This window comes from Halomonas sp. LS-001, assembly GCF_052983955.1.
Map to the genome: position 1 here is coordinate 1,803,907 of NZ_CM129816.1, position 16,481 is coordinate 1,820,387.

Consider the following 16,481-nt stretch of genomic DNA (forward strand, 5'->3'; position numbering starts at 1 on the left):
TCCCTGATGAATAACAATCCGGCCTAAAACTGGCTCATTTCCTTGCTGCGGTAGCAGCAGATTGTCGATTACCTTTAACATAACGTAAATCAAGGGCATCGCTGATCAGTCCTTTACGTCCTCGAGTGTGTGCCTGCATCCAGCGTGAACTGGCAAAACTCGAGGGATTGATCTCGCAGGTCAGTCGCTTCTCGATTTAAACCAACAGGATGCCGGGCAGATAAGCCGGTCTGGCGAATACAAGAGAGGTAAAAAAACAAAAACGAATGGTAGAACACACCCCTGGCCTAAAACGTATTTTCGTCGACATTGCGCGTAAGATGGTTTGGTCGAATCACTCTATCTCTTCAAGGGCGCTTCATTATGAGCGACATTGAGTATTCCCTGCTCGAAGCGCAGCAGAACATCCACGAACTGATTGCCCAGCAAAAGCCGCTGGAACAAATCCTGGAAGCCATCGCTGACTGGGCCAGTCACACGATGCCAGGGGCGCTGGTGTCAATCATGCGATTCAATCCAGAGACTGACACTCTGAGCTTGATGCCAGGCCGCTGGTTTTCGGATCGATATGCCGAGTCTATGCAGGACTTTCCCATCGGCGACGGCCAGGGAACCTGCGGCACCGCGGCTTTCTCAAGGCAGTTGGTCATCACTGAGAATATCCAGAAAGATTCGCGCTGGGAGGGGTACCATGATCTCGCTGAGGCCGAGAGGCTGCGTGCCTGCTGGTCCATGCCCATTCTGACTGCCAGAGGAGAGTTGCTGGGCACCTTCGCCACGTATTACCGCGTGCCAGCCAACCCTACTGCCGAGGCTCAACGAAACCTGGCCCGGAGCACTACCCTGGTGGCACTGGCCATTCTCAGACACCGGGATGCAGAGAATCATTTAACCCTTGCCGAGTGGTATCAAACGCTGTTCGCCCACCATCCCGATGGCGTGTACACCTTTGATCTGGAAGGGCATTTCCAGAGCTGCAATAGGGCTCTGGAAGACATCACCGGCTACCCGGCAGACCAGATTATTGGACGGCACTTCGATTTCCTCATTGAACCCGATGACCGCGTACAAACCCAGGCTGCGTTAAACCAGGCCCGAAACGGTGAAGCCATTACCCAGGAAATGATGGGCACCCATGCAACCGGCAGGCCCTACTTTTTAAAGACCATCGCCTTCCCGGTCATGATACGTGGCGAGGTGGTGGGTGTTTACGGTATTTGCAGGGACATTTCCGATCACAAACAAAAAGACGCGGAGTTGCGACAGCTCAAGCGAGGCATTGAAGCTAGCCCCCATGGTGTGGTCATGGTGGATGCCCTTTGCCCGAGCCTACCGATGGTTTATGCCAACGCCGCATTCACCGAAATAACCGGTTACCCCCACGACGACGTTATCGGGCGCAACTGCTCCTTTCTACAGGGAGAAGGTACCGCTCCGGAAGCCATCGAAACCATCAGGCATGGCCTTGATCGCCAAACCGAGGTCAACGTTGAGCTGCTGAACTATCGCAGAGACGGCACGCCTTTCTGGAATCATCTGCGGATCAGCCCGGTGCTCGACGATGCAGGCACATGTACTCACTTCATTGGTATTCAGCGGGACATCACCCGCCAAAAGCAGCAGGAAGCCCGGATTACCTATCAGCTGAACCATGATCTGCTTACTGGCCTGCTCAACCAGGCTGCCTTTCAGGAAGTGCTGTCTGATGCATTAAAAGCCAATGGCAGAGCGGGAGCGCTGGCGACTATGCATCTCGATCTGGACGGATTCAAGCCCATTAACGATGGCCTGGGTCACCCTATAGGCGACGAGGTGCTCAAGATTGTTGCGAACCGCCTGAAAGATCTTGCTGGGCCTGATGTAGCCCTGGCTCGGCTGAGTGGCGATGAATTCAGCCTGCTGGTGCCCGATTACACGGAAAGGGACGAGGTTATTCAACTGGCTGAGCGACTACTGGCCGGCTTGGCACAGCCAATTGAGGTGGACGATCAGAAAGTTCACATCAGCGTTAGTATCGGCATTGCTTGTAACGAGACGCCGCTGAATGCCCCGCACGAGCTGCGGCAATTTGCGGATCTTGCCTTGGATCGCGCCAAGCGCCAGGGCCGAAACACCTGGCAGTGGTACAGTGGGCAAAGAATTGAGGTTAGTCGCCACAGCGTTGTTTTACGACAGGACCTGCACACAGCGTTACAGGAACATCAGTTTGAAATCTATTACCAGCCTCTGGTGGACGCCATCACCGGACGCATGCGCAGCGTTGAAGCACTGGTTCGTTGGCATCATCCACGCCTGGGAATGGTCTCGCCCGGCGAATTCATTCCCCTGGCAGAGCAGACCGGCCAGATTGTGCCCCTCGGCCTCTGGATTTTAAGGCAGGCCTGCACAGAAATCGTCGACCTGAATGCGCATCGGGAGCGCGGGCTGCGGGTGGCGGTCAACATTTCATCGCTGCAGTTCATCCGCGACAGCTTTCTTGATGATGTTCGCCAGATACTCGAAGAAACCGGAATTTCGCCTCACCTGCTGGAATTCGAGGTGACCGAGAGCGTATTACTCGACGGGGCCGAGCCCGTAATCGAGCTGATGAAAACCCTGAATACCATGGGCATTCGCGTGGCACTGGATGATTTCGGGACCGGCTTTTCCAGCCTGAGCTATCTGCGTGACCTGCCCACCCACAAGGTCAAGCTCGATCGTAGCTTTGTACAGGAAGTCGCAACGGATCACCGGATGGCTGCCATCGTTCAAGGGGTCATCACCATGGCTCACCACATGGACATGATCGTGGTTGCAGAAGGCATAGAAACCCGGGAGCAGCAGGGCGACCTTGCCCGCCGACACTGCGATATTCTGCAGGGGTATCTGTTTGCCCGGCCCATGCCTTTGGCCGAATTGAAACAGCTGCCTGATGTCTTGTGATCCTCTCCATTAGCAGTGGACATCTACTGTCAAAAAAGTCGCGGTTCAGTTGAAGGTGTGTTCACTGGTCGCATACGGATGACTATCTCTAGTTGATGATGCTGACCATCCAGCGGCACCTGAATAGGCAACCCCCACGACCTACATGGGGAGCGACAGAATACACATCAGCGGCAACTACCCTTCCAGAACGATTTGACGATACACAAGCGGCGATATTTTCATTAAAAATTTTTAACTCTCAAGCCTACCAGGTAGCCTTATGTTCGATAGCGTACAGAGATTACTTTCAGGCACTCTATACTAGAAATAAGCATATCTATAGGCTGGTGATAGACGTTCACCAGAGCGGTCTTAAAAAAGCGTCTACTGATAAATCTTCGCCAAAGCCAGCGTAAAAAATCAGGTTAACGGGAATAATAAATGTTTGAACCGCATGATTTTAAAAATAATGCGTTGCTAGGCTTGCTACCCGAAGGTGATCTTGCGCGTCTGCGGCCTCATCTTGAAAGAGTAACGTTGACATTAGGCCAATCACTTAGCGAATCCGGTCGGCAAATGAGCCATGTCTACTTTCCCGTGGACGCTATCGTTTCGCTGCTTTGCGTGATGGAGAATGGTGCCTCGACTGAAATTGCTGTAGTGGGCTACGAAGGGGTTGTCGGCGTCTCGCTGTTCATGGGGGGGGGAAACCACACCCAGCCGAGCGATTGTGCAAAGTGAAGGGCATGCTTACCGCCTTAAGGGGCAGTTGCTCAAAAACGAATTCTACCGTGCCGGTGCAATGCAGAGACTACTTCTTCGATATACCCAAGCCTTACTGACACAGATGGCGCAGACAGCAGTATGCAATCGCCATCACAGCGTCGATCAACAGCTATGCCGCTGGCTGCTGCTGAGCCTTGACCGACTACAAAACGATGAACTAGTCATGACGCAAGAGTTAATTGCTAATATGTTGGGCGTTCGCCGCGAGGGCGTCACTGAGTCAGCAGGTAAACTTCAGAAGGCTGGTTTGATCTCTTACAATCGAGGGCATATAAAAGTGACCAACCGCCCGGGGCTGGAAGCGCGGGTCTGCGAGTGCTACTCGGTGGTTAAACGCGAGTATGACCGCTTGCTCAATCACCAGGACGTTATCCTGAACGCGTAAGTTTTATCAAGTAAAGGTTCCGTCAATTAACCACTGCCTGCAAAATCCTGCAGGTAGTGGTTAGTCACTAATAGATATCAGCGCTTGGTGGTTTCTTCGAAGTCTTTGATCTGCTTATCAGCTTCATCTCTGGTCACGCCATAGGCTTGCTGAATCTCGCCTACCAGCTGTTCGCGCTTGCCGGCAACCTCGTCAAGGCGGTCATCGGTCAACTTTCCCCATTGCTCTTTCACTTTGCCCTTAAGTTCTTTCCAGTTGCCTTCGATCGTGTCCTTATTCATTTTCGCTCCTTTGACCCTGCGGCCAGATAGTGGATTAATCGCACGGGAGCCCGCGTCATGTGGAACTGCGTTCTGCTCCCATACCATCGTCTGTTTAAACCAGGCCTCTGTCTGTGCGTTAACAAACACAAAACATCATTAGCCAAGAAGGAATCAGGCCGCTATGTACGCTAGCGTGCCGACGCCTGATTTAACCACTGTTAATATGCGACGACGATCAACAACAGTTCTGCAGCGACACCAAATTGACAGCTATTGTCGTTGTGCCGCTTGTCAGGTTTTCCTAACCGGAGAGGCAAATGACATCTATTTTCCACGTTGCCGATGCCAATCGGCTGCTTGCAGGGCTACCGTCCGTTGAACAAGACGCTTTTATAGCCGCCTGTGAAACTGTTGAACTTGTGTTTGGTGAGGTGCTGCTAAAGCCGAGTGAGGCGGTTACTCACGTTTATTTTCCTATCGACAGCTTCATCTCACTGATTGCTACCCTTGATCCCCACGAACAGCTAGAAGTCGCGATGGCAGGGCGAGAGGGCATGTTTGGTACCTCTCTGGTGTTGGGCATTGATGAATCACCGCTGCTTGCTTTAGTCCAGGGAGCAGGGTCGGCATTCCGCCTCAATGCGGTTAGTTTTCAAATGTTGCTATTGAAATGCCCGGTATTGTATCAGCGGCTAAAGCAATACATTTACGTCATGATGGGGCAACTGGCTCGGTCAGTAGCTTGTAATCACTTCCATCGAATTGAAGCGCGACTTGCCCGCTGGCTGCTGATGACTCAGGACCGCGCTGGCGGTGATCAGTTACAACTAACCCATGAATTTCTGGCCATGATGCTCGGGGTCAGGCGGGCAGGGATTACGCTAGCCGCAATATCACTGCAAACGCGTGGGATAATTCGCTATCAACGTGGTGAAATCACCGTGCTTGACCGGTCAGGCCTGATCGAGGCGGCCTGTGGGTGCTACAGTTTGGATTGTGCGCTCTATGCCAAGATATTGCCGATAGCCTAAATGGGCACTCAGCTAACTCCCCACCGTCACTGCGATGCTTTCTAATGGCAGGCAACTGAAGCGTTGACGGTATGTATTTTTCATCGCCCGTGTTCGCTAACGCACAGCTAGATGACTATTTATCCTCTACTATCTTTTTAGTGCGGCGAAGGATTCGTCAATACAGGAGGTTGCACTTATTTTGCTGCAGGGAACGTAGCGCCCTTCTTTCTTGGTGGCCCCCGCTTGCTGAACAATATTCGAGCTTCGATCCTGGCTTTAGGGAGTTTACTAGTACTTAAGCCGTAACTGAGTAAGCTCTGATAGACAGATGTCGATATTATGTTTCATCAGCTTTCATGACTCATGGCGAGAACTGCTGATTGGAACCGTAATAGAAGTGATGCGCATGGTATTTAAAAGTAGAGGGTCGAGCAAAACATCCGGTATGAGTGACTTCGCTAAATTTTTTCTTCAAAGCCTTGAAGACCCGTTATTAAACATTCCCCTCTGCGAGTAAAGTTTTTATGAAAACCATCTTTGTTCTGGTTCTTGGAGCAATAGCGTTTTTCCTGGCTATCAGTGCCAAGGATTCGACCGGCGCGCAAATCTTTCTAACCTCGGTAGGTGTGGCATTATGTATGGTGGCGCTGACCCCGGGTTCTGCTCAAGGTGAGATGAAGGCATTCTGGCGACGCAAGCCGAGCAAAACCAGGCTGGTCGAAGGAATCGACCTCAGGTGAACCTGGTCGGACGTGCTGCGTTACTCTTGATTTCTCACTCTAATCTTCAGCACGCATAGGCGTTCAAGGAAGTCGTCGACTACCCTTGAATCATCAGCAGCTTAATTACTCGGGATACTTGGCGGATCAATGCCTGGAGTCCATTCCGACGACCGGAGGCTCTTAACGTGGAATTCAAGGATTATTATCAAGTGCTCGGTGTGGAGAAAACCGCAACGGCCGAGGAGATTAAAAAAGCCTACCGCAAGCTGGCACGCAAGTATCACCCCGATGTCAGCAAAGAGCCGGATGCCGAGCAGCGCATGCAGGAAATTAATGAAGCCAAGGCTGTGCTGTCTGATCCTGAGAAGCGTCTTGCCTACGACCAACTTGCTCAGCAGTATCATTCTGGCCAGGATTTCCAGCCGCCCCCCGATTGGGATTCAGGCTTTGAGTTCAGCGGGCGTGGCTTCGAGGAAGCTGACCTCGGTGAGTTCAGCGACTTCTTTGCCAACCTCTTCGGCCAAGGCAGTCGGCAAAGAGGAAGGGGAGACGGTGGGCGCGGCTATAAGATGCGCGGTGAAGATCGTCACGCCAAAGTGGTTATTGATCTCAAGGATGCCTATCTCGGCGCCACCCGTTCGATCACGTTGTTAGCGCCTCAGGCCGATGCTCAGGGTCGCGTCAGTTCTAAAGAACATACGCTTAACGTGAGGATACCCAAGGGAGTGAAAGCGGGTCAGCATATAAGGCTCTCGGGGCAGGGCAGCCCTGGTATCGGCGGTGGGCCAGCGGGTGATTTATTTCTTGAAATCCACTTTACCCCCAACTCACGTTATCGGGTTGAAGGCCGGGATGTTCACCAAACGTTGCCGGTTACGCCCTGGGAAGCTGCTTTAGGTGCCAGCATTGAGACCCCCATTCCGTCTGGAATTGTGAAGGTGAAGGTGCCTGCGGGCTCTCAATCCGGTCGTCGATTGCGCTTAAAGGGCCGCGGCATTCCCGGGCCTGAACCGGGCGATTTATATGTGGAATTAGAAGTAGTGCTGCCCCCGGCCGATAGCGATAAGGCACGGGAACTGTACGAAACCATGGCGCGAGAACTGGCTTTCGATCCGCGCCAACGAAAGGGAGGTTAGGTCATGGTACAGCGGGCTATTACCAGTAGTGATCTGGTCGATGAGGCAACCTTGACCCTCGATGAGTTGGCGCGTGCCTGCTTAGTGGAAACCGACTGGGTGATTGAGCGCATTGAGAGTGGCCTACTGGCTGACGGTTCACCCTATGTGGCGAGCTGGCGTTTCACCAGTCATGACCTGACCCGTGCTCGACGGATGTGCCAGTTGGAACGCGATTTTGAGGCCGCGCCCGAACTTGCCGCATTGGCGACTGATCTGATCGAGGAAAACCAACGCCTTAAGGAACGACTGCGTGCTGCTGGGCTTTGAAATGTCAAGCCTTCAATAGCGATACAGTTTTAAGGCAGACAACGAGGTTGTTGTCGATCAGTGAGAGCATCGCCAATGTGCGGGCCAGTACCCCAGTGGCAGTAAAAGCGTTTACGCCCCGGGCCTTATAATGTGAAGCGCCTGATTCTATGTGCGAAGAGAGTGGTTGTGCCACATTGACTCCATCGGGAACGCGAGTCTCTTTACTGTTTGTTTTATCAGTAAGTAAGTGTTTATAGATTAATCCACGACATTACACAAGAATGGTCTCAGCGAATATGCTGGTGCCTATTGTTATTGGGCAGGATCAGATATCAGCCGGGATCCGTCACCTAGGCATGCAATGTTGTCGTGCTGGTTAACAACCGCTTCGAGTGCTTGGCAAAAGGCTTGAAAAGCTTCACTGGAATGCCCTGGGCGCTGGTGAAGCTCTATCTCCACGTGCCCTAAGTCAGGCAATCCATCTGCCTCTGTTACAATTCGGCAACCTGACGGTACACTGCGCGGTGTCTTAACGGTGAGCGCAAGCCCATTTTGCACGGGGATATTAATGCCGGTCGGGGATTGGCTGACGTAACGAAGTTCCCAGCGTTTCTCCTCACGCCCGAGCGCTGACAGCGCATGTGCGCGAAAAATGCAGCCCTCCGGGTTTAGGGCCAGGGGTAGGGTTGGCCATTGCGCCAGAGGGGCGTGCTCCGCGACCACCCAGACCATTGGCTCCCACCCAAGCAGTTGCCCAGATTGGGTGGGCTTATGTCTTACTGATAGCACTACATCCAGCAGTCCTTCTTGAAAACGCTTCACCAGCGCATCGCTAATATCGCATTGCACCTCTAGCTGAATATGGGGGAACTGTGCCGAAAAGCGGGGTAGCAGTTCAGGCAAGTAGGTCGCCGCCTGTTCTTCAGAGGTGCCCAGCCGAATGATTTCACCATGTGTTCCCCCCCTAAGAAGGTCTTTAGCTTCATCTTCTAATTTAAGCATGTGACGTGCGTAAGGCAGCAATCGCTCTCCAGCTGCCGTTAGCAACACGCTACGGCTAGTGCGTTCAAATAGCGGCTGGCGCATCTGATCTTCAAGGCGCTTGATTTGCAAACTCATCGCGGATTGGGTTCGATGAAGGACCTTGCCGGCGGCGCTAAACCCTTGGCATTCCGCTACGGTGACAAAAGCGCGAAGTAAGTCCGTATCCATAATGCATGAGCCTTTTAAATGGGTGGTATCTTAACTATTCATTTTTATTATGAGGTATCCATCACTACTCTGTCTAAAACGCAATTAAACGCGACGTTATTCAACGCGATGTCGTATTCAAAACGTTAATGAGACAGGAGTGTTTTTTCATGCAAGCGAATGCGGTTGCGCCTTCAGCGAGCGCCCTAGATGGCCTTATTGATCTCAAAACATACCCCCTTGATGCGCTGGACACCGACACCGGGCGAGCATTAATCACCCAGTGTCGCCGTCAGCTAGACGAAGACGGCTGCGTTGTGCTGAAAAACTTTGTTCCCGAGGAAGCGTTAGAGCGCCTGGAGCGGGAAACAGAGCGATTATCGCCCGATGCTCACTACAATCAAACCGAGACAAATCCGTATAACAGTGAAGGAGACCCATCGCTGCCGGCTACGCACCCCAAAAACCGCTTTGATGATCGCACCAATGGTTTTGTGGCCGGAGACCGTATCGGTAGTGACACCATTATTCGTCAGGTATATGAAAACCCTGAATTTCAGCGCTTTATTGGGGCCGTCGTCGGCATGGAAGAGGTTCATCAGTATGCTGATCCGCTGGCGGATTTGGTGGTTAACGTGTTGCGTGAGGGCTGCCAGCATCCGTGGCACTACGATACCAACGAGTTCATTGTCACCATGATGACACGGCAATCTCATGGTGGTGGTCGTTTTGAGTATGCGCCGGGTATCCGTAGCCCCGAAGGGGAAAACTTTGACGGGGTTGAAAAAGTGATCGACGGCGATCGCTCGCAACTGAAAGCGTTGGATCTTCAGCCAGGGGATTTGCAGGTGTTCTTTGGCCGCTACTCTCTTCACCGCGTGACACCGGTTGTCGGTGATAAAGAGCGCCACACCGTGATTTTTGCTTACGCCAAAGAGCCTGGCTTTGTGGGTCGACCGGAGCGTGCTGAGCGCATCTTTGGCCGCATGGCGCCGGTTCATGAACGAATCCTTAAAGATGGCATGCAGCGTAGCGATAGCCTGGCAGACTGATCTGCGTTTGAACGTTCCCTCAATACATACGCGAACCCAACCCTGACGCGAGAGATACCATGAGTATTGTCGAAAGCGAAAACCTTACCGATAACGAACCGGATCAGATTCCTGTGGTGCCGTCGGCGCCGATGGCGAACGGCGATAGTATCCCCACGGCGTTTGATCCCAAGCAGCTGCGCGCTGGCCGCCTTGAGCGTTTGCGCGCCATGATGGCGGAAGAAGGCTATGCGGCATTGGTGCTGTTTGACCCGAATAACCAGCGCTACGCAACAGGCTCGCGCAATATGTTTGGTTACTTCCTGCGCAACTCCACGCGTTACGTTTATGTACCGCTGGAAGGGCCGATTATTCTGTTTGAATACCCTGGCAGTGCGCATGTGTCGACTTGGCTTGAGACCATTGATGAAGCACGCACCTCTAAGGTGGTGTGGTCGGCAGTGAATCAGCGCGATGGCATGTCGTCTGACCCCTTTGGTGTCGAGATTGCCGAACTGGTCAAAGAGCACGGCAAGGGTAATAAGAAAGTCGGGCTCGACCGTTGTGCGCTTAATCTCGCGCGTGCCTTAGAAGCGCAGGGGCTTGATGTTTATGATTGCATGCAGGATACGCTTCACTGTCGTCGCATCAAAACACCAGAGGAAATCGCCTGCTTAGCGCAGTCAATGGCCGCCAGTGAAGCCGCCGTGGCGGAAGTCGAAGCTGCGATTAAACCGGGCATCACCGAAAACGAACTGTTTGCCATCATGTACGGCGAAGTGATCAAAGGGGGCGGTGAGTTTATCGAAACCCGCTTGCTTTCTTCGGGGCCGAGAACAAACCCTTGGTTTAACGAAGCCAGCGACCGCAAGATTCGCCCTGGCGAGCTGGTGGCGCTGGATACCGACACGATTGGCTGTCACGGTTACTATTCAGATTTTTCGCGTACGTTCCACGTTGGGCCTGGTAAACCTTCGGCCTATCAGCGCGAAATTTATCGCATGGCGTACGATCAGGTACACCACAACATGGGCTTACTCAAGCCGGGCATGAGCTACCGTGAAATTGCTGAGCAGGCCTGGAAAATCCCGGAGCGCTTTATCGACCGCCGTTATCCGTCGATTATTCATGGTGTCGGGATGCATGGCGAGACGCCTCTGGTAGCGCACCATATGGACTTTGATAGGTTCTCTAAAGACGGTGTCCTTGAGCCGGGCATGGTGGTGTCGGTCGAAAGTTACATTGGTGAAGTCGGCGCGGCCGATGGCGTCAAACTTGAAGAAGAAGTGTTGATTACCGATACCGGTATCGAAAAACTTTCACGCTACCCCTTCAACGACGAGCTGCTAAAAAAGGAAGTGTAACCCCGTGTTTGATTCATCGCTGACGACTGTTCCCCACTGGATAGGTGGGGACCCTATAGAAGCAAGACGTTATTTACCCGTGGTAGATCCGGCGTTTGCTAAGCCGGTTCGCCAAGTGGCAATGGCGGATACGCAACTGGTCAATACCGCCGTGGAAAAAGCATTAGCGGTGTATCCTACCTGGCGTGACATGCCGCCCAGCAAACGTGCGCAGGTCATGTATCGCTTTAAAATGCTGTTAGAGCGTGATGCTGATGCGTTATGTGAGCTGATTAGCGAAGAGCATGGCAAAGTATTGGAAGATGCCATGGGGGAGCTCAAGCGGGGTATCGAAAATGTCGAGTACGCTTGTGGCATTCCCGAGCTCTTAAAAGGGGAGTATTCCCATAACGCTGGCCCAGGCATTGATACGTGGTCAAACCATCAGCCGGTGGGAGTGGTTGCTGGCGTCACACCATTTAACTTCCCTACGATGGTGCCGCTATGGATGTTTCCCATGGCGATTGCGTGTGGTAACTGTTTTATTTTGAAACCGTCAGAGCAGGTGCCTTCGGTGGCCATCAAAATGGCAGAGCTTCTTGAAGAGGCGAGCCTTCCAGCCGGTGTGTTTAGCGTCATACAAGGCGATCGTGAAGCTGCCGAGGCACTCGTCGAACACCCCAACGTTAAAGCGCTGTCGTTTGTTGGTTCAACGCCGGTAGCCAAAGCGATTTATCAGCGTGGTGCCGCGCTGGGTAAGCGGGTACAGGCATTGGGTGGAGCGAAAAACCATGCGGTAGTACTGCCTGATGCTGACCTTGAAAATGCGGCCAATACCTTGATTGGCGCCGCTTACGGTAGTGCCGGTGAGCGCTGCATGGCGATTTCGGTGGTGGTGTGTGTGGGCGAGCAAACCGCTGATGTGCTGGTAGGCAAGATTGCGGAAAAAGCAAAGCATCTTAATATTGGGCCCGGCACGGAACCGGGTCTGGATATGGGTGCCTTGGTGAACGAAGCCCATCGTGATCGAGTGGCAGGCTACATCGCTCAAGGCGAATCAGCTGGCGCGGTATTAAAACTCGATGGTCGCCAACATCCGCTGGTGGAAAGCGCCCCAGGGTATTTTCTTGGCGCAACGCTATTTGATCATGTCACTTCCACTATGCCTATTTACCAAGACGAGATTTTTGGCCCGGTATTGTGCGTTGTTCGCGTGGAGACATTTGATCAAGCCGTTGAGCTGATTAATGCCCACGAGTATGGCAATGGCACCTGCTTATTTACCCGCGCTGGCGAGGCTGCGCGTCGTTTTGCCGATGAAATTGAAGTCGGCATGGTGGGTATCAATGTGCCGCTTCCTGTACCGGTGGCTTTTCATAGCTTTGGTGGGTGGAAAGAGTCACTGTTTGGTGACTTGCACGCCTACGGCCCCGATGCCGTGCGCTTTTATACTCGGCGTAAGGCGATTTCACAACGCTGGCCGACGGAAAGTGCGCAAGAGACGGCACAGTTTAACTTTCCCTCTCATTGAACGCTTTCATTCCTGCTGAACGTTTTCCTTCTCGCTGAATATTGAGAGACCTGCTCGTCAGTGACTTTTTCTGGCGGGCTATTCGGCGCTGCTAGCGATAACCCGCCATCAGTTCCCTAACCAGGGGAGTATCGGCATCACGATGGGTGGGTAACTCAAAGCGGGCTTTGGCAATCGCGGTGCGGGAAAGATCCGCCATAATCAGTGTCTCTTCGTCGTCAGCCTGTGCGAGTGTTTCTCCCCCCGGGCCGAGAATGCGCGAGCCGCCCCAGAAATGGCTTTCGCCTTCTGCGCCAAAGCGGTTCGCCATAATGACCGGTGTGCCATAGGTCATGGCGTAAAACCGCGTATTCAACGCCCAGTTTTCTTCATTGGAAAAGTCGTCGCTGACGATGCCACTGGCTGAGTTAATTGGCGCGCACAGCACTGTCGGGCGGGCAAGCAAGGCAGCATGCACTAGCGCCGGGTTCCATAAATCGGCACAAATGAGCTGCGTGGCCGACCAGCCAGGGCAGATATCGGTGTGTGTCAGTTCGCTGCCATGGGTAAACCATTTGCCTTCTTCCAGCCCGCCATAGGTAGGCAGGTTAAGCTTGCGATGCACAGCCATTAGTTGGCCGTGCTGAAAGATGGCCAATGCGTTGTAGTACTCGCCGGGGCTTGCTTCTTCCACGAAACCCACCACCACCTGCATCGCGCCGCACGCGTCGGCTAGTGTTCTAAGACGCGGGTCTTCCAAGGGCATTGCCACCTGCATGACTCGGCTGGCCAAACGGTAGCCCGTTAGTGAAAGCTCGGGGAACACCAGTAATTCCACGCCTTCATGCTGTGCCTCGGCAATTAGCGTCAAATGGCGGTCGATATTGGCGTTCAACTCGCCCAGTGTTGTGTTGATTTGCGCGGCACCAACGCGAAGCTTGTCTTGATAATGCATGACGGGCCTCTGGTAAACGATTGCATAAGAAAAGCCGCCCTTTTTTGGGACGGCTTTTGCTGCGGTGTAACGGCAAGGCATTATGCCAGTGCCATGAACGAGCGCCTAGCGGGTGTTACAGCAGATCATTCTCTTGTAGGAAGCTTTCTCCTACGTCTTCAATCGTCTCGCGCTCGACATCGACGCGGGCGTTGAGTTCGGCCATGGTGGTGTCATTCAGTAGGGCGGAAAGACGATTCATCTGATCGGCAAGCTCAGGGTTGGCTTCCAAGGTTTCTGTGCGTACCACCGGTGCGAGGGCGTAAGCCGGGAAGAAGCCCTGATCATCTTCGAGCACGTAAAAGTTAAACGCGGGGATGCGGCCGTCGGTGGCAAATACCAAGCCAACGTCGACTTCCTCATCACGCAGCGCCTGATAGACTAAGCCTGAGTCCATGCGGCTCACTTCACTGCGGCCGACACGAAAATCGTAGGCTTCCATCAGCGGACGCCAGCCATCTTCACGGGCGTAGAATTCGGCGTTCAACGCAAAGGTCAGGCCTTCATCATTGTTAACCGCGTCGGCCAAATCGGAGAGGGTTTTGATGCCGCGTTCCTCGGCGGCCGCTTCGCGCATGGCAAGCGCATAGGTATTGTTGGCATCGGACGGCTCAAGCCAGGTTAGGCCTTTCTCAGCGTCGAGCTCCTTGACCCGTTGGTAGGTTTCTTCGGGGCTTAGGCTTTCGGTAATGTCGTTGTAGTTGATCAACGACGTGCCGGTGTACTCCCAATAAAGGTCTATCTGGCCGTTTTCCTGGGCTTGGCGCAAAATGGCGGAGCCCATGCCTGAGCGGTTATCGACGTCGTAACCCAAACCATCCAAGTACTGTGTTGTCATGGTGGAAAGGATCTGCTGCTCGGTAAAGTTCTTACCGCCCACGCTAATTTCGTTGGCGCTAGCAAGCGAAACGCTGCTTGCCAGGGCAATACTTGTCAGTGTTGTCGTTAATGTTTTCATCATCGGGTCCTTCTTTTATTAGTGAAACTTAAGTATTGATGGCGTGTAAGGATTAGGCTCGGCCGGGGTTAACCCCACGGGGAACCAGGAGAAACGCTATCAACGCGATAAGGGCGTCGACCACGATGGCTAAAAGTGCCGTAGGAATAGCGCCTGATAGCATCATGACCGGGTCGTAAAGATCTATGCCGGTAAAAATCAGCTCACCGAGACCGCCTGCGCCGATCAAAAACGCCAGGGGCACCGTGCCCACGTTGATCGTTAGCGCCGTACGCATCCCCGCAAAAATCACATAGAGGGCATTGGGTAACTCAACTTTGAAAAGCCGTTGCATGGGTGACATGCCAATACCAGCGGCCGCTTCCATGAGTGCCGGATTAACCCCTTTTAATCCCGTGTACGTGTTACGGGTAATAGGCAGTAGCGTGGCCACAAAGAGCCCAAAAACGGCCGGTACCGTGCCAATGCCTAAAAAGCTCATTGATAGCGCAAGCACAGCAAGCGTCGGGATGGTGGTCCCTACGTTGAGCACTTGCATTAGAGACTCCGCTACGCCCGACATTCTGGGGCGCGACAGCACAATGCCCAGCGGAATGGCAACGACAATTGCCAGGCTTCCCGACATTAACGTGAGCCATATATGCTGCACCATCAAATACTGAACGTCCGGTAGATACCAGATAAAGTCGTCAATGACGCCGCTAGATTGGCTCCATACGCCGGCGAAAAAAATGGCCACCAGCACCAATACCTTAAGCGCCCCTTTTATGGATCGAATAGGCATGGTCACTCCTTAATGGCCGCCGATGGCTTGCGGTCATCCCCCTGGCGTGCGCGATAGCGTGCACCTAGGTGGCTGGTCATGGCGCGCTGGGTGATTTGGCCGCACACGGTTCCTTCTTCATTAATACATGGAAGCCAAGTCTGGTCGTGAGCAAACATTAATGAGGCGGCTTTGCGCAGGTCATCATCAAGGCCGACAACGGCGGGGATGGCTTGAAAGTGATCGCGGCAATAGCCTTTGGTGGTGCGAGCGATAGAGCGGTTAATAATTCCGACAGGTTGTCGGCGCTCATTGACCATCAAAATGGCGTTTTGGTAACCGTAGTCTTCGATTTTCGCCAACGCTGTTTCAAGTGTATCGCTTGGCACGACCGTGCCAATTTCGTCAGTGACAATTTCGCGCACTTTAACCAAGTTTAAGCGCTTAAGCGCGCGGTCTTCACCCAGAAATGATTCCACAAAGGCGTTTTTGGGGCCCGCCAACAAGTCATCGGGGGTGGAGTACTGAACCAGCTTTCCCTCACGGAAAACCGCTATGCGGTCGCCCATTTTGATGGCTTCATCAATGTCATGGCTGACGAACATAATGGTTTTGTTGAGTTCTTGCTGCATCTTCAAAAACTCATCTTGAATGACCGCTCGATTAATCGGATCGATGGCACCAAAGGGCTCATCCATCAGCATGACCGGCGGGTCGGCGGCTAGCGCGCGGGCCACACCAATACGTTGCTGCTGGCCACCGGATAATTCACTAGGGAAGCGTTTGAGAAAGGCATCCGGCTCTAATGCGACCATCGCCATCATCTCGCGCGCCCGTGCTTTGTACCTGGCTTTATCCCAGCCTAATAGCTTCGGCACAATGGTAATGTTTTCCTCAATCGTCATGTTAGGAAACAGGCCGATTTGCTGGATCACATAGCCAATATTACGGCGCAATGTTTGGGTATCGAGACCGGTGGTATCGTCCCCATTAATAAACACTTTTCCGGTGGTGGGCTTGATGATCCGATTGATCATTTTGAGTGTGCTGGTCTTGCCGCAGCCTGAGGGGCCAATAAGGATACAGATTTCCCCTTCCGGCACTTCCATATTGATATGGTCTGCAGCAACCACAGCACCTTTTGGCGTATCGAACACCTTCGTCAGGTTATCCAGTCGAATCATAGTGGTG

The 16,481-nt window shown here is 53.1% G+C and carries 16 protein-coding genes; 10 read left to right on the forward strand and 6 right to left on the reverse strand.

Annotated elements, in window-relative coordinates; translation table 11 throughout:
• The first annotated feature begins 363 nt into the window (after nt 1–363).
• From ACU6TU_RS08045 to ACU6TU_RS08055, 3 genes are all read left to right on the forward strand, one after another.
• Nucleotides 364–2,922 (forward strand): bifunctional diguanylate cyclase/phosphodiesterase, encoded by a 2,559-nt coding sequence (locus ACU6TU_RS08045; RefSeq protein WP_447144034.1) that lies wholly within the window; start codon nt 364–366, stop codon nt 2,920–2,922.
• A 423-nt stretch (nt 2,923–3,345) separates the two neighbouring features.
• Entirely contained in the window at nt 3,346–3,645 is a 300-nt protein-coding gene (locus tag ACU6TU_RS08050) for a hypothetical protein (protein WP_447144035.1), read from the forward strand.
• Complete coding sequence (locus ACU6TU_RS08055) at nt 3,635–4,075, forward strand: Crp/Fnr family transcriptional regulator (RefSeq protein ID WP_447144036.1); 441 nt, start codon at nt 3,635–3,637, stop codon at nt 4,073–4,075. The genes ACU6TU_RS08050 and ACU6TU_RS08055 overlap by 11 nt, the downstream gene beginning before the upstream one ends.
• 77 nt (nt 4,076–4,152) lie before the next feature.
• Here ACU6TU_RS08055 and ACU6TU_RS08060 read toward each other — a convergent pair whose 3' ends face one another.
• The gene (locus ACU6TU_RS08060; RefSeq protein WP_447144037.1) at nt 4,153–4,356 is read right to left on the reverse strand and encodes a CsbD family protein; all 204 of its coding nucleotides are present in this window, start codon (nt 4,354–4,356) and stop codon (nt 4,153–4,155) included.
• A gap of 299 nt (nt 4,357–4,655) precedes the next feature.
• On the opposite strand from ACU6TU_RS08060, the gene ACU6TU_RS08065 reads away from it, so the two are divergent.
• The 4 genes from ACU6TU_RS08065 (at nt 4,656) to ACU6TU_RS08080 (ending at nt 7,518) form a co-directional block, all read left to right on the forward strand.
• The gene (locus ACU6TU_RS08065) at nt 4,656–5,369 is read left to right on the forward strand and encodes a Crp/Fnr family transcriptional regulator (protein WP_447144038.1); all 714 of its coding nucleotides are present in this window, start codon (nt 4,656–4,658) and stop codon (nt 5,367–5,369) included.
• Between the two features lie 506 nt (nt 5,370–5,875).
• A complete protein-coding gene (locus tag ACU6TU_RS08070) occupies nt 5,876–6,091 on the forward strand; it encodes a hypothetical protein (protein WP_447144039.1) in 216 nt (71 codons plus the stop codon).
• A 167-nt stretch (nt 6,092–6,258) separates the two neighbouring features.
• A complete protein-coding gene (locus tag ACU6TU_RS08075) occupies nt 6,259–7,209 on the forward strand; it encodes a DnaJ C-terminal domain-containing protein (RefSeq protein ID WP_447144040.1) in 951 nt (316 codons plus the stop codon).
• Nucleotides 7,210–7,212: 3 nt separating this feature from the next.
• The gene (locus ACU6TU_RS08080; RefSeq protein WP_447144041.1) at nt 7,213–7,518 is read left to right on the forward strand and encodes a chaperone modulator CbpM; all 306 of its coding nucleotides are present in this window, start codon (nt 7,213–7,215) and stop codon (nt 7,516–7,518) included.
• Between the two features lie 294 nt (nt 7,519–7,812).
• On the opposite strand, the gene ACU6TU_RS08085 is transcribed toward ACU6TU_RS08080, so the two are convergent.
• Nucleotides 7,813–8,712 (reverse strand): LysR family transcriptional regulator, encoded by a 900-nt coding sequence (locus ACU6TU_RS08085; RefSeq protein WP_447144042.1) that lies wholly within the window; start codon nt 8,710–8,712, stop codon nt 7,813–7,815.
• Nucleotides 8,713–8,861: 149 nt separating this feature from the next.
• On the opposite strand from ACU6TU_RS08085, the gene ACU6TU_RS08090 reads away from it, so the two are divergent.
• Genes ACU6TU_RS08090 through ACU6TU_RS08100 form a run of 3 tightly spaced genes read left to right on the forward strand, consistent with a single transcriptional unit; the run spans nt 8,862 to nt 12,596 of the window.
• The gene (locus ACU6TU_RS08090) at nt 8,862–9,743 is read left to right on the forward strand and encodes a HalD/BesD family halogenase (protein WP_447144043.1); all 882 of its coding nucleotides are present in this window, start codon (nt 8,862–8,864) and stop codon (nt 9,741–9,743) included.
• Between the two features lie 59 nt (nt 9,744–9,802).
• The gene (locus ACU6TU_RS08095; RefSeq protein ID WP_309655377.1) at nt 9,803–11,086 is read left to right on the forward strand and encodes a M24 family metallopeptidase; all 1,284 of its coding nucleotides are present in this window, start codon (nt 9,803–9,805) and stop codon (nt 11,084–11,086) included.
• A gap of 19 nt (nt 11,087–11,105) precedes the next feature.
• Nucleotides 11,106–12,596 (forward strand): CoA-acylating methylmalonate-semialdehyde dehydrogenase, encoded by a 1,491-nt coding sequence (locus tag ACU6TU_RS08100; protein ID WP_447144208.1) that lies wholly within the window; start codon nt 11,106–11,108, stop codon nt 12,594–12,596.
• A 91-nt stretch (nt 12,597–12,687) separates the two neighbouring features.
• Here ACU6TU_RS08100 and ACU6TU_RS08105 read toward each other — a convergent pair whose 3' ends face one another.
• The 4 genes from ACU6TU_RS08105 to ACU6TU_RS08120 all read right to left on the reverse strand — a co-directional run bounded on the left by ACU6TU_RS08105 (nt 12,688) and on the right by ACU6TU_RS08120 (nt 16,474).
• Entirely contained in the window at nt 12,688–13,530 is an 843-nt protein-coding gene (locus ACU6TU_RS08105; protein ID WP_447144044.1) for a nitrilase-related carbon-nitrogen hydrolase, read from the reverse strand.
• Between the two features lie 115 nt (nt 13,531–13,645).
• A complete protein-coding gene (locus tag ACU6TU_RS08110) occupies nt 13,646–14,527 on the reverse strand; it encodes a glycine betaine ABC transporter substrate-binding protein (protein WP_447144045.1) in 882 nt (293 codons plus the stop codon).
• Between the two features lie 52 nt (nt 14,528–14,579).
• Nucleotides 14,580–15,311, reverse strand: a complete 732-nt coding sequence (locus ACU6TU_RS08115; RefSeq protein WP_447144046.1) for an ABC transporter permease — start codon at nt 15,309–15,311, stop codon at nt 14,580–14,582.
• 2 nt (nt 15,312–15,313) lie between these two features.
• The gene (locus ACU6TU_RS08120; RefSeq protein ID WP_447144047.1) at nt 15,314–16,474 is read right to left on the reverse strand and encodes an ABC transporter ATP-binding protein; all 1,161 of its coding nucleotides are present in this window, start codon (nt 16,472–16,474) and stop codon (nt 15,314–15,316) included.
• Between the last annotated feature and the right edge of the window lie 7 nt (nt 16,475–16,481).

What these genes read in the sequence shown, in the direction of transcription:
- ACU6TU_RS08105 (WP_447144044.1), bottom strand. Translation starts at nt 13,530, where the DNA reads ATGCATTATCAAGACAAGCTTCGCGTTGGTGCCGCGCAAATCAACACA.
- ACU6TU_RS08080 (WP_447144041.1), top strand. Translation starts at nt 7,213, where the DNA reads ATGGTACAGCGGGCTATTACCAGTAGTGATCTGGTCGATGAGGCAACC.
- ACU6TU_RS08065 (WP_447144038.1), top strand. Translation starts at nt 4,656, where the DNA reads ATGACATCTATTTTCCACGTTGCCGATGCCAATCGGCTGCTTGCAGGG.
- ACU6TU_RS08120 (WP_447144047.1), bottom strand. Translation starts at nt 16,474, where the DNA reads ATGATTCGACTGGATAACCTGACGAAGGTGTTCGATACGCCAAAAGGT.
- ACU6TU_RS08095 (WP_309655377.1), top strand. Translation starts at nt 9,803, where the DNA reads ATGAGTATTGTCGAAAGCGAAAACCTTACCGATAACGAACCGGATCAG.
- ACU6TU_RS08070 (WP_447144039.1), top strand. Translation starts at nt 5,876, where the DNA reads ATGAAAACCATCTTTGTTCTGGTTCTTGGAGCAATAGCGTTTTTCCTG.
- ACU6TU_RS08115 (WP_447144046.1), bottom strand. Translation starts at nt 15,311, where the DNA reads ATGCCTATTCGATCCATAAAAGGGGCGCTTAAGGTATTGGTGCTGGTG.
- ACU6TU_RS08045 (WP_447144034.1), top strand. Translation starts at nt 364, where the DNA reads ATGAGCGACATTGAGTATTCCCTGCTCGAAGCGCAGCAGAACATCCAC.
- ACU6TU_RS08110 (WP_447144045.1), bottom strand. Translation starts at nt 14,527, where the DNA reads ATGAAAACATTAACGACAACACTGACAAGTATTGCCCTGGCAAGCAGC.
- ACU6TU_RS08090 (WP_447144043.1), top strand. Translation starts at nt 8,862, where the DNA reads ATGCAAGCGAATGCGGTTGCGCCTTCAGCGAGCGCCCTAGATGGCCTT.
- ACU6TU_RS08060 (WP_447144037.1), bottom strand. Translation starts at nt 4,356, where the DNA reads ATGAATAAGGACACGATCGAAGGCAACTGGAAAGAACTTAAGGGCAAA.
- ACU6TU_RS08050 (WP_447144035.1), top strand. Translation starts at nt 3,346, where the DNA reads ATGTTTGAACCGCATGATTTTAAAAATAATGCGTTGCTAGGCTTGCTA.
- ACU6TU_RS08085 (WP_447144042.1), bottom strand. Translation starts at nt 8,712, where the DNA reads ATGGATACGGACTTACTTCGCGCTTTTGTCACCGTAGCGGAATGCCAA.